Source organism: Yoonia sp. (assembly GCF_036770585.1).
Classification (GTDB): domain Bacteria; phylum Pseudomonadota; class Alphaproteobacteria; order Rhodobacterales; family Rhodobacteraceae; genus Yoonia.
In genome coordinates this window covers 1-15,682 of record NZ_DAIPIW010000062.1, presented here as the reverse complement: position 1 = coordinate 15,682, position 15,682 = coordinate 1, and the positions used below count along the sequence as shown (strand labels likewise).

General features: G+C 63.3%; 15 protein-coding genes and 1 tRNA gene. 7 read left to right on the top strand and 9 right to left on the bottom strand.

All coding sequences use genetic code 11. The features are described 5' to 3' along the window. Positions 1–306: 306 nt before the first annotated feature. Positions 307–1,752: a cobyric acid synthase gene (locus tag V7N12_RS10940; protein ID WP_333714587.1), complete on the top strand. Its 1,446-nt coding sequence runs from the start codon at positions 307–309 to the stop codon at positions 1,750–1,752. On the opposite strand, the gene V7N12_RS10935 is transcribed toward V7N12_RS10940, so the two are convergent. The 4 genes from V7N12_RS10935 to V7N12_RS10920 form a co-directional block, all read right to left on the bottom strand. After that, the gene (locus tag V7N12_RS10935) at positions 1,749–2,312 is read right to left on the bottom strand and encodes a hypothetical protein (protein ID WP_333714586.1); all 564 of its coding nucleotides are present in this window, start codon (positions 2,310–2,312) and stop codon (positions 1,749–1,751) included. The two genes, V7N12_RS10940 and V7N12_RS10935, sit on opposite strands and share 4 nt — an antisense overlap. 73 nt (positions 2,313–2,385) lie before the next feature. Continuing rightward, positions 2,386–3,750, bottom strand: a complete 1,365-nt coding sequence (locus tag V7N12_RS10930) for a TolC family outer membrane protein (protein WP_333714585.1) — start codon at positions 3,748–3,750, stop codon at positions 2,386–2,388. A 56-nt stretch (positions 3,751–3,806) separates the two neighbouring features. Beyond that, positions 3,807–4,460: a protein-L-isoaspartate O-methyltransferase family protein gene (locus V7N12_RS10925; RefSeq protein ID WP_333714583.1), complete on the bottom strand. Its 654-nt coding sequence runs from the start codon at positions 4,458–4,460 to the stop codon at positions 3,807–3,809. Positions 4,461–4,689: 229 nt separating this feature from the next. Continuing rightward, complete coding sequence (locus V7N12_RS10920) at positions 4,690–5,034, bottom strand: hypothetical protein (RefSeq protein WP_333714581.1); 345 nt, start codon at positions 5,032–5,034, stop codon at positions 4,690–4,692. 133 nt (positions 5,035–5,167) lie between these two features. On the opposite strand from V7N12_RS10920, the gene V7N12_RS10915 reads away from it, so the two are divergent. After that, positions 5,168–7,687 carry a glycosyltransferase gene (locus V7N12_RS10915; protein ID WP_333714580.1) on the top strand — a complete coding sequence of 840 codons (2,520 nt, stop codon included), beginning with the start codon at positions 5,168–5,170 and terminating at the stop codon, positions 7,685–7,687. A 53-nt stretch (positions 7,688–7,740) separates the two neighbouring features. Here the strand turns inward: V7N12_RS10915 and V7N12_RS10910 are convergent. From V7N12_RS10910 to V7N12_RS10890, 5 genes are all read right to left on the bottom strand, one after another. Beyond that, a tRNA-Cys gene (locus tag V7N12_RS10910) sits at positions 7,741–7,814 on the bottom strand. Between the two features lie 62 nt (positions 7,815–7,876). After that, the gene (modC, locus tag V7N12_RS10905) at positions 7,877–8,938 is read right to left on the bottom strand and encodes a molybdenum ABC transporter ATP-binding protein (RefSeq protein WP_333714578.1); all 1,062 of its coding nucleotides are present in this window, start codon (positions 8,936–8,938) and stop codon (positions 7,877–7,879) included. Beyond that, positions 8,935–9,624 (bottom strand): molybdate ABC transporter permease subunit, encoded by a 690-nt coding sequence (modB, locus tag V7N12_RS10900; protein WP_333714577.1) that lies wholly within the window; start codon positions 9,622–9,624, stop codon positions 8,935–8,937. The genes modC and modB overlap by 4 nt, the downstream gene beginning before the upstream one ends. Continuing rightward, positions 9,624–10,361 carry a molybdate ABC transporter substrate-binding protein gene (modA, locus tag V7N12_RS10895; RefSeq protein ID WP_333714575.1) on the bottom strand — a complete coding sequence of 246 codons (738 nt, stop codon included), beginning with the start codon at positions 10,359–10,361 and terminating at the stop codon, positions 9,624–9,626. The genes modB and modA overlap by 1 nt, the downstream gene beginning before the upstream one ends. Before the next feature lie 87 nt (positions 10,362–10,448). Then, complete coding sequence (locus tag V7N12_RS10890) at positions 10,449–11,606, bottom strand: acetoin utilization protein AcuC (RefSeq protein ID WP_333714574.1); 1,158 nt, start codon at positions 11,604–11,606, stop codon at positions 10,449–10,451. A 33-nt stretch (positions 11,607–11,639) separates the two neighbouring features. Here V7N12_RS10890 and V7N12_RS10885 point away from each other — a divergent pair, with 33 nt between their 5' ends. The 5 genes from V7N12_RS10885 to V7N12_RS10865 all read left to right on the top strand — a co-directional run. Further along, positions 11,640–12,113, top strand: coding sequence for an NUDIX hydrolase (locus tag V7N12_RS10885; protein ID WP_333714572.1), 474 nt, complete (start codon positions 11,640–11,642; stop codon positions 12,111–12,113). Between the two features lie 62 nt (positions 12,114–12,175). Beyond that, positions 12,176–12,580, top strand: a complete 405-nt coding sequence (locus tag V7N12_RS10880; RefSeq protein ID WP_333714571.1) for a DUF1178 family protein — start codon at positions 12,176–12,178, stop codon at positions 12,578–12,580. A gap of 94 nt (positions 12,581–12,674) precedes the next feature. Continuing rightward, positions 12,675–13,325, top strand: coding sequence for an SDR family NAD(P)-dependent oxidoreductase (locus V7N12_RS10875; protein ID WP_333714570.1), 651 nt, complete (start codon positions 12,675–12,677; stop codon positions 13,323–13,325). Positions 13,326–13,395: 70 nt separating this feature from the next. Next, on the top strand, positions 13,396–14,634 hold the full coding sequence (locus V7N12_RS10870; protein WP_333714568.1) for an aspartate kinase: 1,239 nt from the start codon (positions 13,396–13,398) through the stop codon (positions 14,632–14,634). A 35-nt stretch (positions 14,635–14,669) separates the two neighbouring features. Further along, on the top strand, positions 14,670–15,682 hold a 1,013-nt coding region (locus V7N12_RS10865), incomplete at its 3' end, for a phosphoenolpyruvate-utilizing N-terminal domain-containing protein (RefSeq protein ID WP_333714567.1).

The window sequence follows — 15,682 nt, the reverse complement described above, 5'->3', positions numbered from 1 at the left end:
AGCTTGCAAAAAACGCGGCCCACGGGGCCGCGTTTTTCGTTTCGGGGATCAGAACTTGATGGCCCTGACCACAAAGGGCGCGAAAGCTATCGCGCCAAGCGAGACGATCAGCCCCCGCATGGCCCGATGGCGAACCCTCTGCCGCAGCACCCCGCAGCGAAGCCGCGAGACGGCAAGGGCGGCTGCGATCTCAGCGGGCCTGCCCGCCTTGCCGCATGCCGACCGACCGAAAATCAGATGCGCAGGTGTCTTCATGTGCTTTCCCTGCGCCGATCCCGCCCTTAAGAACGGGCCTGTGGGGGTGCCATGACCAAAGCAATCATGATCCAGGGTGCGGGCTCGAACGTGGGCAAGTCGATGCTGGTTGCAGGCATCGCCCGCGCCTGTGTCCGCCGGGGACTGCAGGTCGCGCCTTTCAAGCCGCAGAACATGTCGAACAATGCCGCCGTGACCGCCGATGGCGGCGAGATCGGGCGCGCGCAGGCGTTGCAGGCGCTGGCCTGCGGTCTGGAACCTCTGGTCGACATGAACCCCGTCCTGCTGAAACCCGAAAGCGAGGTCGGCGCACAGGTGATCGTGCAAGGCAAACGCTTTGCCACGATGAAGGCAAGGGACTACGGCAAGCAGAAGGCCAAGCTGATGCCGCATGTGATGGACAGCTTCCGGCGTATCGGCGCGGGCCGTGATCTGGTCATCGTCGAGGGCGCAGGCAGCCCGGCCGAGGTGAACCTGCGCGCGGGCGACATCGCCAATATGGGCTTTGCGACCGAAGCGCATGTTCCGGTGATCCTGATCGGTGACATCGACCGAGGCGGCGTGATCGCGCAACTGGTCGGCACCCATGCTGTCCTGCCCCCCGACGACCGTGCCATGATCCGCGGCTTTGCCATCAACAAGTTCAGAGGCGACCCGACCCTGTTTCATGACGGCATGGACATCATCGCCGCACAGACCGGCTGGGCCGCTCTGGGCATCGTGCCGTGGTTCGCAGATGCTTGGCGCCTGCCCGCCGAGGACGTCATGGACATCGCCAGCAAGACAGGCGGTCAGGTCAAGATCGCCGTGCCGCGCCTCAACCGGATCGCCAATTTCGACGATCTCGACCCGCTATCGGCGACACCGGATATCAGTGTCGAGATCATCGAGGCAGGCCGCCCCCTGCCCGGCGATGCGGACCTTGTGATTATCCCGGGGTCAAAATCGACGATTGCCGACCTTGCGCACTTGCGGGCGCAGGGCTGGGATATCGACCTTGCGGCCCATGTCCGGCGCGGTGGGCATGTGCTGGGCATCTGCGGCGGCTACCAGATGCTGGGGCGCGAGATCCATGACCCCGATGGGATCGAGGGACCAGCGACTTCGGTTGCAGGGCTGGGCCTTCTGGACGTCACCACCACCATGGCCCCGCAAAAGCGGCTTGCCCTGTCGAACGCGACCTATCTTGCGACAGGTGATGCCGTCACAGGCTATGAAATCCACATCGGCGTGACCGAAGGACCCGATACCGCGCGGGCCTGGCTGTCACTTGACGGGCGTGGCGAGGGGGCGGCATCCGCAGACGGGCGGATCAAGGGATGCTATCTGCACGGATTGTTCGGCGCCGACGCCTTTCGCAACGCCTTCTTCGACGATCTTGGCAAACCGGTGGCCGATCATGTCTACAGTGCCGGAGTCGAAGACACGCTCGACCGTCTGGCCCTGCACCTCGAGGCGCATTTCGACATCGACGGATTGCTGCGGATTGCGGGTTAGTCGCCGCTCAACTCGCGGCTGGTCATCACGCGGCTGATCTCGCGGCGGACCATCTTGCGGACATTGCGGGTGATCCGCTCGCCCAGCTCGCCGCTGAGCTCTTCGTGGACGATCTTCACAACCAGAGCGCGCAGCGCGTCCTGATCGATGGCATCATCCATCGTCGCCGTGACAAGGTTCTCGATGGCCGCAGTATCCAGCGAGGCGACCTGAAGCGGGGTTTCAGCTGCCGTGGACGAATCATTCGCCTTGTCCGGGAAGGCGAGACCCGGCTTTCCTTGCGCCCAGTCCTCGGGAAGTTTTGCAATGGCCTCTTCCAGTTCGGTAACCGAAAGCTCGACCGCCTTGCCCGGCGCGACAATGCCAGCCTTTTCAAGCGCGAGCAGTTCTGCCGCCCATTCGGCGTCGATTGCCTTGACCTGGTCGTCGGACAGACGAGTGTCGGCCGTCAGGACCAGCTTGTCGGCAGGTTTCGGAGCCACCATGCGATTAATCTCCTTATGCGCAACGAAGTTACGCACCGAAGAGACCAATTCGTCAATCTCATCCCCTCTGGACATGGCAAAAGATCCCGTCTGAACGCGCCCCATCGCGCGAATTTAAACGAGAATCAATAGTCTGACAACTATTCCGTTAATTCTGCCCGATCGCTTCAAGCACGCGGTCAAGGGCCCGTCCCTGCTCGGACAGCGGCAGCGGCGGCGATTTCACGAGGTTGTAATACTCTGTCGGGTCATATTGCTGCACGGCAAGGTCAAGGTGGTCGGCCGTCAGCAGACCCATGGCGGCCAAAAGCGAATAGGAGGCCACGACCTCATCCGCCTGCGCCGCGATCAGACCGACCCGCGCATCAAGCAATTCCTGCTCGGCGTTCAGCACATCCAGCGTCGTGCGGGCACCAAGCTGTGCCTCTTCACGGACGCCGTCGAAGGCCACCTGTGCTGCGCTGATCTGTTGGTCCGATGCCTGACGCACCGCGCGCGCGACCTGAAGTTGCGCCCATGCATTCGCGACCTGCTGCTGGACGGACTGGGTCACCAAAAGCAACCCCGACCGCGCCGCATCCCGATTGGCGCCGAACTGGCGCACCTGGCTGGCCAGCAAACCGCCGGTGTAGATCGGGCCCCCGATGTTGATACCGATCTGGCCGCTTTCGTTGCCGTCCTGATCGACACCCACAAAGCCGTCAAGCGAGACCGAAGGCCGTGCCGACGCCGAGGCCCGACGCACGTTCAGCTCTGCGGCGGCGACCGAGTGCTGTGCTTCGCGGATCGCAGGATGGTTGCGCACGGCAAAGGCCTGCGCTTCGCCCAAAGTGCCCGAAACCGGCGCGGCGCCGACGTTGCGCGGGTTTGTCGGCATTTGGCCGATGGCCGCATTGAATTCGGCGGAAGCGACGGCAAGGTCGCCTTGGGCCGCCGCAAGCAGGCTGCGGGCCGAGGCAAGACGCGCCTCGGCCAGCGAGACATCGGTGCGCGTCACCTCGCCCACCTCGAACCGGTCCTGCGCCGCGCGAAACTCTTGCGTGATCAGGCGTACGTTGTTTTCGCGAAGTTGCACGAACTCTTGCGCGCTCAGGACGTTTGTATAGGCCCGCACCGCCCGCAAGAGCACGTCCTGTTCCACCCCGCGCAGGGATTGGCGTGTGGACAGGACAACCTCTTTTTGGGCTTCGACCGCAAGGTCGCTGGCCCCGAAATCATAAAGCGTGAGGCTGCCGGAAATGCGGGCGTTCGCCGCATTGGTGGTGGTGGCGACGGGCGATGTCGTTCTGGTTCTATTGGCCGAAAGCGACCAGTTTATGATCGGCAGCGTGTCCGCGACAGACTGCGCGACACCTTCATCGGCAGCACGCAGTAGGGCACGGTTCTGTTCGAGCAGGCCCGAATTGTTGTAAGCCGACGCCAGCGCCTCGGACAGCGATTGCGCCTGCACCACAGATGCAGAGGCCAAGGCGATGACGGCGGCCACTGCGGCGAGGCCCTTGCGTTTGAACATGCGTAACCTTCCGTTTCCCTGCATCAGTGGATCGGGACAGGGCCCGCAACCGATCATCAAAGCGCGAATGCGCGCGGTTTTTCAAAGCCGGCCAGGACAGGTGCGCTTGCATTGAACGCGAACCGCCAGTTGACCGATCCCTCCAACTTATAGCCGATCCGCACCACGCCAAGTGTCCCTTCGACAAATACGGCGGCAATCCGGCCGCCGTCGCGCACTTGGTCCAGTAAGGCCGCCGGCACAATCTCGACGCCGCCCTGAATCATGACGATGTCGTAGGGGCCGGATTTGGCCGCGCCATCGGTCAGCGGGCCGGTCATGACGGCGGCGTTGTCGATCCCCTGCTCCGAGAGGATCCCCTGCGCCTCTGCGGCCCTGTCGGCCTCATCTTCGACGGCGACCACGAAATCGCACAGATGGGCCAGAACCGCGGTGGAATAGCCAAGCCCGCAGGCGATATCGAGCGCCACATGCGAGGGCTGGATATCCAGCGCATCCAGCATTTTCGCCAGCGTCCGGGGTTCAAGCATGACGCGGGACGAATCGATTGCCAGGTTTTCGCCGATATAGGCTGCCTCGCGCAGGCGATCGGGAACGTAGGTTTCGCGCGGCACCTCGAGCATCGCGTCGATGATCGGGAATTTGGTGACATCGGACGGACGCACCTGGGTGTCGACCATCATGATCCGGCGGTTCTTGTAGACTGTCACGCGCAAACTCTTTCGTTCGGATGCTTTGCGGTGTCATGCCACAGAAGGGACCTGTCAGCAATATTGAACGGCCGCCCTGTCCCTGCGCCCTTGCGCACGATGTGGCCCATGGCCGACGCCGGGCCGGCAAGGGGACCAGAGTGCCGGGCCTGCCGCCGTTTGTCCTGCGGCGTTCAGTCAGAACACCGCAGGACCCTGCTTCAGGCGGGGATGCTGTTGCAGTCTGGCGTCAGGACCCGAAGTCCGACAACGAACCCGAGGCCAGCAGGATTTCCGACGTCGTGCCGCGGGGGATGTTCGGAACACTGGCAAGGTTCGGCACCGCCGGCGCAAAAAGCCGCCCAAGCGGATTTTCCCGCATGGCGATGAATTCGCGAAGGATCACCGCAAGCGGGTCATCGCCTTCAAGCAGGATGGGGTTCGCCTGCAGATAAATCAGGATCGCCTGCGTATCGCCCTGATCGACCATTTCCCGCAGAACCTCGAGCTGTTCGAAGGTATAGACGGCATGGGCCGCCTGACCGAGACCAAGCGCAAGCACCGAAGACAAGAGCGCGATTTTCAGTTTTTTCATTTCGACATCCTTTTGATTGCATCGAAAGCGGGTCTAACCGCGGGGCAATTAAGATGGCGTAAAGCCTTGCGGGATAATCATTCTGAAAAGTTGCCTCAAAATGAGCCAATGCTCGCAGTCAGAAGGATGCATCATGTCACTCAGCTATCGCAGCTATGCCGATATGGCCCGGATCATTTCGGAACACGCCGCACGACTTCCGGCGGTTGATTACGTGGTCGGTATTCCGAAGTCGGGCATTGTGCCTGCGACCATGATCGCCACGATCAAGAACGTCACCTTCCTTGATCTCGATTCCTTCCTGTTCATGTACTCGCGCCGCAAGGGCAGACGGCGGCAGTCAGACGATGACATCGAAAAGCCGCGGGTCCTGATCGTCGACGATTCTGTCAATACGGGGGCCGAGTTCCGGCGGGTCAAGAACCGGATCATGACGCTGGAGACCGCGTTCGAGCTGCATTTCTGCGCTGTCTTCGGCCTGCCCGACAAGGTGAAGAACGCACCTGCGCACCACGTCTTGTCCCGCGTCGCACAGCCGCGCATCTTTCAGTGGAATTACCGCAACCACATCGTGGCGGAAAGCGCCTGCTTCGACATGGATGGGGTGCTTTGCGTCGATCCGACCAACGACCAGAACGACGACGGGCCGAAATATCGGGATTTTCTGCTGAACGCGGCACCGCTTTTCATTCCGCAAAAGCAGATCAGCGCGATCGTCACCTCGCGCCTCGAAAAATACCGCCCCGAAACAGAGGCATGGCTGGCAGCGCATGATGTCGCCTACAAGGACCTGATCATGCTGGATCTTCCCACCGCGGAAGAGCGGCGCAGGCTGCGGGCCCATGCCCCCTTCAAGGCCGAGGTCTATAGCGGGCGCGACGACATCCTGTTTGTCGAAAGCAACGACAAACAGGCCCGTGACATCGCCCGACTGACCGACAAACCGGTGATCGCGACCGAAACCGACACGTTCTATTACGGCCGCGCAGACGTCACGAACCTTGCCAGCAATGCCGCCGACAATGCGATTCTCGCCAATGAGAACCACATCATGCGTGGCGCGCTGCAGATGGCCGCGAACCTTCTGCAGGAAAGCGGGTTCGAGCAACCTGCATGGATCGATTCCTACCTTACGAAATTGCCGCCCCCGAAGCCGGCCGATACGCCCTTTCGCGCCGCGCGCGCTGTCGCTTCGGCCTCGGTGGTCCGGTTGGTGCCCGAACGGACAGAGCGGGCACAGACAGTCCAGGGGACACGGCGGATTGCGATGGTCAGCACAAGTTTCGACATCCGGCGCGGGGCTGGTGCAGCGGCCTCTTCCGCGCGCTTGCGGGACCTGTTGAAGGCGCGCGGCCACAGCGTGCGCAGCTTCTCGCTCGATGACTTTCCTTCGGTCGGCACCGAAACAAGTGACCAACCGGTCAAAGGTGTCCACCTGCCGACCTGGGTCACACTTGGCAGCACCAGCATTTCCGAGCGGATCGTGGACGAGATCAACCGCTATCAGCCCGACTGCATCATCCTTGGCGCGATAGATCGCAGCGTCCTGAGCATGCCGGACCTGCTGGAGCTGGGGTTCCCCATCGTCTGGGTGGCTCGGGACAACTGGCTGCATACGGGCGGGTGCCTGTTCAAGCTGGAGGATGCGCAGGTGTCGGAAATGCCCAACCTGCCGAAGGACTATGCCTCTGCGCTGACCTGCAACGGCTATCTTTCAGGCTGCGTCGGCTGCCCGGCGGTCGTCGACCACCGAGAGGCGGCGAAGGTCAGTGCCGCCTATACGCTGAAACGGATGGTGCTGAGGCGTCGGCCGGATATCGTGTTCTGCGGCATCTCGCCCTGGATCACGGGGTTGCTTGAACGTGCCCCCCTGACGCAGGGCCACACCATTCGCACCGCCTATAATCCGATCCCCGCGCCACAGGCACCCAGTCGTGCCGCCTGCCGCGAGGCGTTCGGGATCGGAGAGCATCAGAAGATTATCCTGCTGGCGGTGCACAAGGCCGAAAACAAGCGCAAGGGCTTTGCCCTCGCCGCCGAGGCTTTGGCGAAATTCGCAACCCAGTGCGACCCTGCCGATGACATCGCGGTCGCTGTCCTCGGGGCCGTCGACGCGGGGGCCTTGTCCAGTCTCGACCTGCCTTTCAAGGTCATCCCTGTCGGGTTCATCACGGATGAGATAGACAAAAGCCGGCTCTACAAGGCGTCGGACGTCTGTCTTGTTCCATCATTGCAAGAGTCGCTGTCAGTGATCGCCTCTGATGCGATCCGCAACGGCACGCCGGTGGTCTGCTTTCGGACCAGCGGGCTTGCTGACTTCATCCACCACAAGGCCAATGGCTACACGGCGACCGCGTTCGACAGCGATGATCTGGCGGCGGGCCTGCGCTGGACCCTGTTCGAGGCGGATCCGCACGTCACACGGCAGGCCGCCCAAAGAATTGCCGAGGAAAAGTTCGCCCCGGAAAACACGCTGCCCGTCTATGAAGACGCGATGACGCAGGCCATCACCCAATTCGACGGCCTGCAGCTGGACGAGGTCGACCGCGAGGAAATCTCGCTGCTGCTGCGGGCCCTTGGCCGTGACAGCCGGCATCGGCATGTGGTCAGACGGCACCTTGAAAAGCAGCTTAGGCGGGTGAAGTCGGCCTGATGCAAGGGGATGCGCGTCTGTGGCGCGCGTCCATGGCGACATGAGGATCAGGATGGAGGCGAGTACCGGAATCGAACCGGTCTACACGGATTTGCAATCCGCTGCATAACCTACCTGCCCACTCGCCGTCCTGCGCATCACCTACGTTTGGCCCGCGTCAAGGTCAAGGGGATATGCGAAAGGCCGGCCTCAGGTCCCCACGTCCTCGGCACCGACGGCAGTGGCCTTGATGATCGCAAAAAGCGCTTGTCCGGGCGCCAGTGCCATCCGTCCGGCACTGCGCCGCGTTACCCTTGCAAGAAGCTTTTCGTCTCCGGCGCGAAGCCCTACCGCAACGCCGGGGCCGCGGCCGGGGCTTACTTCGGTGATCACCACCGGCAGGATGTTCAGCGCGCTCATCCCTTCGGGTGCCGTGCGTGACAGAATGACATCCTGCGCAGGGATCCGCAGCCGCACAGTCTGGCCCAGTTGGCCGAAGTCCCCCGGCAACAACAGACGCCCCCCGGAAAAGGCCAATTCAGTCAGCCCGTCGTCAAGCAACCGCCCGGCGACCCGGGCCTGTATCACGGCACCCGCAGCCCTGACGCCGACCAGAGGGACGATCGACGGGTCGGCAAGCACGTCGCCGACAGGCCCCTGCGCGATGATCTGTCCGGCGTCCATGATGGCAAGTGTTGTCGCAAGCCGTGCCACCTCGGACACATCATGGCTGACATAGAGAACGGGTATCCGCGTCTCGTCGCGCAGACGTGCGAGATAGGGCAGGATTTCGGCCTTGCGCGGGGCATCAAGGGCCGCAAGCGGTTCATCCATCAACAAGATGCGCGGGTCGCACATCAGCGCGCGCCCCAGTGCCACACGCTGCCTTTCCCCGCCCGAGAGGGACGCGGGCATCCGGTTCAGCAAGGTTCCAAGTCCAAGGATCTCGATGATCCGGGCCGCGTCATGTCTGCCGCCATAGGACAGGTTGCGATCCACCGTCATATGCGGAAAGAGCCGCGCATCCTGAAAGACATAGCCGATGCGTCTGGCGCGCGTGGCCACGTCGATGCGGCTGCTGCGGTCAAAAAGCACGACACCGTCGATTGCGATCCTGCCTGCATCCGGCGTCAGCAGACCCGCAACGGCATTGATCAGCGAGGACTTCCCGCAGCCTGAGCGTCCGAAGACAGCCGTCACCCCGGCGGGGGCCACCAGCGCGGCGTCAAGGATGAAATCCCCCAGGGCCTTCTTGACGGAGACTTCGATCATCGCCGCTCCAACCTGCGTGTCATCCGCCTTGCCAGCCATTCCGAGACCAGCAGCGCCCCCATCGCCAGAAAGATCGAGACGCCAACCAGCGCCAGCACGGCCGGTTCGCCGCCCGGCACCTGCAACAGCCCGTAGATCGCCGTCGAGATCGTCTGTGTCTGCCCGGGGATCGCGGCGACGAAGGTGATGGTCGCGCCGAACTCGCCCAGCGCCTTGGCAAAGCCGAGAATGGCCGCGGCCAGCACAGCCGGCAGGACCAGCGGCAGTGTGACCGTGCCGAATATCCGGATGCGCGACGCACCCAAGGTCGCGGCGGCATCCTCGAGCCCGGGATCAACCGCCTCGAACCCCAGCCGGATCGCACGCACCATCAGCGGGAAGGCCATGACGGCGGCCGCTAGCGCCGCCCCCGTCCAGCGAAAGGCAAGCGTGAAGCCGAGGGTAATTTGCAAAAAGGCTCCGACCGGCCCTTGTTGTCCGAAGACCACCAATAGCAAGTATCCGGTGACCACGGGCGGCAGCACCAGAGGCAGATGGACCAGCCCGTTCAGCAACTGGCGTCCGGGAAAGTCCTTCCTTGCCAGAACATAAGCCACCCAGACCGCAAGCGGCAGCACACAGATGGTTGCGACCAGCGCCACCCGCAGCGACAACCAGATCGCCGTTGTTTCCGCCGGGCCAAGCATCAGTCAACGGCCACGACAGGCGGCAGAAAGCCGTATTCGGCAAGGATGTCCTGCCCCTCGGGTCCCAGCAGATATGCCAGAAAATCCGCCGCTGCGTCCTTTGCATCCCGTGTGACGGCCGCCGTGTAGCGGATCGGGGGATGGGCGGTCTCGGGAAAGGCCGCGACCTCGGTCACCTCGGGGGTGACCCGCACATCGGTGCGATAGACGATGCCCAACGGCGCCTGCCCGCGCGCGACAAGGGCAAGGGCTGCGCGGACGTTGTCGACCTCTGCCAGATGTGGCGCGAAGGCATCCCACAGATCAAGAGATTGCAAGGCCGCCTTGGCGTAGATGCCTGCCGGCACGGCCTCGGTCAGTCCTGTCGCGATACGGCCACCGCCCCGCCGCGCGTCGATGGCCTCGCGCGTCAGGTCCAGCGGCGCAGATCCGGCCGGCCCGACAAAGACCAGCCGATTGCTGGCAAAGTCCGCGACACTTTCGGGCTGCACCGCCTGCGCATCCTGCAAGGCCGTCATCCACGCCTCATTGGCAAGCAAGACGACATCCGCCGGTGCACCCAGCAGAACCTGCCGTGCCTGCGCGCCGCTGCCGCCGTAGGACACCGTCACATCGCCGAATTCCGCGGCGATCCGGTCGAGCGGTTCCTTGAGGCTTGCCGCCGCGAAGACCAGGACCTCGGCCCGCGCCATCAAGGGCACCAGCAAGAAAACGATGGTCAGGATGAAACGGCGCATGGCCAGACTATTGGGCGCAATGGCAGGGCTTGCAAGCGCCGTGATGCAGCCAGGCTGCCCGATGAGCAGGGGAAAGCCCATGCCCCGTCAGACCCAAGCCGCCTGTCGCCGCGACAGGTCGTGCACAGCCTGCCGCAGATCGGCGCGGATGTGTCCGGTCCTTGGAATATCGCGCAGGTGCGTGATCCAATGGGCTGCGGGGGTGTGCCTGCGGACCGGACCTTCCCATGTCAGGGCGGCCAGCACCGATCGTGCCTCATCCGGCAACAGATCGGGGATTTCATACCCGTTCAGCATCCCCCAAACCCCGGTCCAGAGCCGCCCGACGGACCAGGGATTATATCCGCCGCCCCCCAGCACCAGATAGCGCGGGGCGCGCGGTTTCAGGGCCGCGACGACCGCCCAATGGGCGTTGTTGGAAAGGGTCAGCCGCGATTGCGGGTCTTCGGCCACCGCGTCAGCCCCGCATTGCAGCACGATGGCATCAGGCCGAAAGCGGTCCACAAGCGGCAGGATCAGGTGATCAAGGATCAACGCCATCTCGTCGTCATGCAAGCCCGCCGCGACCGGCAGGTTATAGACCTGCCCTGCCCCGATGTCGGTCACGGCGCCTGTGCGCGGCCAGCGGTTTTGCTCGTGCACCGAGACAAGCAGCGTGTCGGGATCATGCGCAAAGGCATATTCAACACCATCGGGATGATGCGCGTCGATATCGATATAGGCGATCCGTTGCGCGCCGTTGCGCCGCAGGGACTGGATCGCCAGAACCGCGTCGTTGAGATAGCAAAAGCCGTTGGCCCGGTCCGGCATCCCGTGGTGCGTGCCGCCCGCAGGGGAATAGATCACACCACCATCGCGCAACAGCTCGCCCGCCATCAAAGAGGCACCGGCAGCCGTCGCAGGGCGGCGGAACATCTCGGTGAAGACCGGATTGGACGGTGTCCCGAGACAGTGCCGGATCTTCACGGCCTCCGAGACCGCCTGTTCGGCCTCGGCCCGCTGAAGTGCTGCGAGATAATCAGCCGCGTGAAACCCTGTCAGCGCGGCAGGTTTGGCGCGCGGGCTTGTGATGAACTGCACCGGCGGCAACCAGCCCAGCGCACGGGAAAGATCCATCACCGTCGAAACCCGCGGCACGCGCAAGGGATGCCATGCGCCATAGCTGGAATGACGATAGATCTCATGTCCGATAAAGCGGGGCAGCCCACTTGCGTCTGTCGTGTTGCTTTGCGTATCGTCGGCCATAGTTCCCAGATAATCCCTTTCGCGGCGGTGCCCATGGACAATCAGCTCGTCAAGCAGTTGCCGCTCAAGCTGCGGGGTGGCGCGAAGACCGCGACACGCGCGCAATTTGCGGCACTCTGCTGGCGGATCGAGAACGATCAGCTGCAGATCTGTCTGGTCACCAGCCGCACCCGGCAGCGCTGGATCCTGCCCAAGGGCTGGCCCATGAACAAGCAGACACCCGCCGCGGCGGCGGCGACGGAAGCTTATGAAGAGGCGGGGTTGCGTGGCGAGGTGCAGGACATCTGCCTTGGGGTCTACAGCTACACCAAGCCCAACCGTTTCAACAACGCCGCCATCGTGGCATTGGTCTATCCGCTGCATGTCACGCATATCCACAGCGCATGGCCCGAAAAGGGCGAGCGTCGCCGCAAGTGGTTCGCCCAACACAAAGCGGCGAAAAAGCTGACCGAACCGGCCCTGTGCGAGATCGTCGCGAACTTCAATCCCAAGCTGCTTGGCCGCTAGGCGCCCCTTGCAGCGGCGCGCTGAAGGTCTATTTTCAGACCATCGCGCAAAGGACGGACCGGATGATCAGGTTTCATCTTAAATGTGATCAGGATCACGCTTTCGAAAGCTGGTTCCAGTCAGGCGAGGCTTACGACAAGCTGGCCGCCTCTGGCATGGTCAGTTGCGCCATGTGTGGATCCACGAAGATCTCCAAATCCATGATGGCCCCGGCGGTCAGCACCTCGACCAGCGTGACACCGCCAAAGCCGTCCGCGGCGATGCTGGCGGAATTGCGCAAGAGGGTCGAGAGCGCGTCAGAATACGTCGGCAGCAAATTCGTGCGCGAAGCGCGGGACATGCATGACGGTCTTGTGCCGGAACGCCCGATCTACGGCGAGGCCAAGCCGCATGAGGCCAAGAAGCTGCTGGAAGACGGCATCCCTGTCCTGCCCCTGCCCTTCATGCCCAGCAAGAAGACAAACTAGGATCCAAACGCAGGCGCGGGCCCCGGTGGCAAGTGCCGGAGCCTCCGGCGGGAGTTTCGGGGGAGAAAGAAATCGCGGGGTGGAAAGTGACCATATGACCATTCTGATCACCGGCGCCAGCCGTGGCATCGGCAAGGCGCTGATGGCAGGCTACACCTGTCGTGGCGCGAGGGCCCTTGGCACCCACCGCCTGCCGGAGGCGGGCGCGATGCTGCACCTCGATGTCACCGATCCGGCCTCGCATTGCGACCTGGCCGGCCGCCTGAAAGAGACGCCGATCGATCTTTTGATCTGCAACGCCGGCGTCTATCCCGACAAGGGCGAACGGCTGGACACCGGCTATCCCGCCGCGATGTGGGCGGCTGGCTTCGCCGCCAATGTCACCGGCGTTTTTCTGACCATTCAGGCGCTGCTGCCCAACTTGCGGGCCAGCAAGGCGGGCAAGATCGCGATCATCGCAAGCCAGATGGCCTCGCACACGCGGGCACCCGGCGGTAGCTACATCTACCGTGCAAGCAAGGCGGCGGCGCTTAATCTGGGGCGCAATCTGGCCACCGACCTGCGCCCCGAGGGCATCGCCGTCGGCATTTACCATCCCGGCTGGGTGCAGACCGACATGGGCGGGCAGAGCGCGGACATCACCGTTGCGCAAAGCGCCGCTGGCCTGATGGACCGGTTCGACGCGCTGAGCCTTGAGACCACAGGCTGTTTCGAGACCTGGGACGGCCGCGCCCACCCCTACTAACAGATTGCCCTTCCGATATGGCCGCATTAAAGGGGGCGCTGAATTCAAGACGCTCCTTGCAGGACTTTCCATGCCTACGCTTGTGATGAAATTCGGCGGCACGTCGGTGGCGAACCTCGACCGGATCGCCCGTGCGGCCAAACGCGTGGCTTTGGAAGTGGCCAATGGCTATGACGTGATCGTCATCGTCTCGGCGATGTCGGGCAAGACGAACGAGCTTGTCGGCTGGGTGAATGAAACCTCGCCGCTTTACGATGCGCGCGAATATGACGCGATCGTCTCATCGGGCGAGAACGTCACCGCCGGGTTGATGGCCCTGCGGCTGCAGGAGATGGATATTCCCGCGCGTAGCTGGCAGGGCTGGCAGGTGCCGGTCGTCACCACCTCGGCCCATTCCAGTGCGCGGATCGAGGAAATCCCGACCGAGCGGATCACCGCGAAATTCGGCGAAGGCATGAAGGTCGCCGTCGTCGCGGGCTTTCAGGGCATCAGCAAGGAAGGCCGGATCACCACGCTGGGCCGTGGCGGATCGGATACGACGGCCGTTGCCTTTGCCGCCGCCTTCGGTGCGGAGCGCTGCGACATCTACACGGACGTCGACGGCGTCTATACCACGGATCCGCGCATCACCAGCAAGGCCCGCAAGCTTGACAAGATCGCCTTCGAGGAAATGCTGGAACTGGCATCCCTCGGGGCCAAGGTGTTGCAAACCCGCTCGGTCGAGCTGGCCATGCGTTACAAGGTGCGCCTGCGGGTGCTGTCGTCATTCGAGGAACCATCCGACAGCGCCGGAACGCTGGTCTGCGATGAGGAGGAAATCATGGAATCCAATGTTGTTGCCGGTGTCGCCTATTCCCGCGACGAAGCGAAGATGACCCTGATCTCGGTCGCCGACCGTCCCGGGATCGCCGCCGCGATCTTCGGCCCATTGTCGGACGCCGGTGTGAACGTCGACATGATCGTGCAGAACATCTCGGAAGAGGGGCGCACCGACATGACGTTTTCCTGTCCGGTCGATCAGGTGCTGCGTGCCGAAAAGGCGATGCAGGACGCCAAGCAAAGCGGTGCGATCAACTTTCACGATCTGGTCAGCGACACCGGCGTCGCCAAGGTCAGCGTCGTCGGCATCGGGATGCGCAGCCACACGGGCGTCGCCGCCAAGATGTTCCGCGTCCTGTCCAATGAAGGCGTCAACATCAAGGTCATCACCACGTCGGAAATCAAGATTTCTGTGTTGATCGACCGAAAATACATGGAACTTGCAGTGCAAGCCCTGCATGATGCCTTCGAATTGGAAAAGGCGGCCTGACCCAGCCATCAGGCCCGCCGTTGCCCGGGGGGCCAATGCCACATCGTCTGGAAAGCGAAAGCCGCAAGCTGCTTGGCCGACTGCGCGAGGCCCTTGCCGCCGACAACGAAGGACAGGCACGGCTCGATGCGGTCGTGTCTTTGATCGCCGAATCGATGGGGGCCGAGGTCTGTTCGATCTACCTCTTCCGCGACACCGAAACGCTTGAGCTTTGCGCGACCAAGGGGCTTCAGGCAGAGGCGGTGCACCAGACCCGCATGCGTCTGGGCGAGGGGCTGGTCGGACGCACGGCCAAGTCACGGCACGTCATCAACACAGCCAACGCACCGGCCACCAAAGGTTTTCGCTACATGCCCGAGACGGGCGAGGAACGCTTTTCATCCTTCTGCGGTGTGCCGATCCAGCGCCTTGGCGAGGCGCTGGGCGTGCTGGTCGTGCAGTCCAAGGATGCGCGGGAATACACACCGGACGAAGTTTACGCACTTGAGATCGTGGCGATGGTGCTGGCCGAGATGACCGAATTGGGCGCCTTCGTCGGCGAGGGTGCCGCACTGTCGGCCCGCCACCAGCAACCGGTGATGCTGCGCGGCACGGCGGCACAGGAAGGCGCCAGCGAGGGGCAGGTCTTTCTGCACGAACCCCGCGTCGTGGTCACGAACCCGATCTCTGACGATCCCGAGACCGAACGCACCCGCCTTGTCTCTGCCATCGACCAGCTGCGCAGCGGTGTTGATGACCTGCTGACCGGCGTCATGACCGTCGATGGCGAGCAAAGGCAGGTGCTGGAAGCCTACCGGATGTTCGCCAATTCGAGCAGTTGGCTCAAGCGGATGGAAGAGGACGTGATGAACGGCCTGTCCGCCGAGGCCGCCGTCGAAAAGGAACAGTCTCTGGCCCGCGCCCGCATGTCCCGTGCGACCGACCCCTACCTGCGCGATCGGTTGCACGATCTGGACGATCTGTCGAACAAGCTGTTGCGCATCCTGACCGGTCAGGGGAACGAGGGGCGTGACGACATGCCCGAGAACCCGATCCTTGTTGCCCGCAA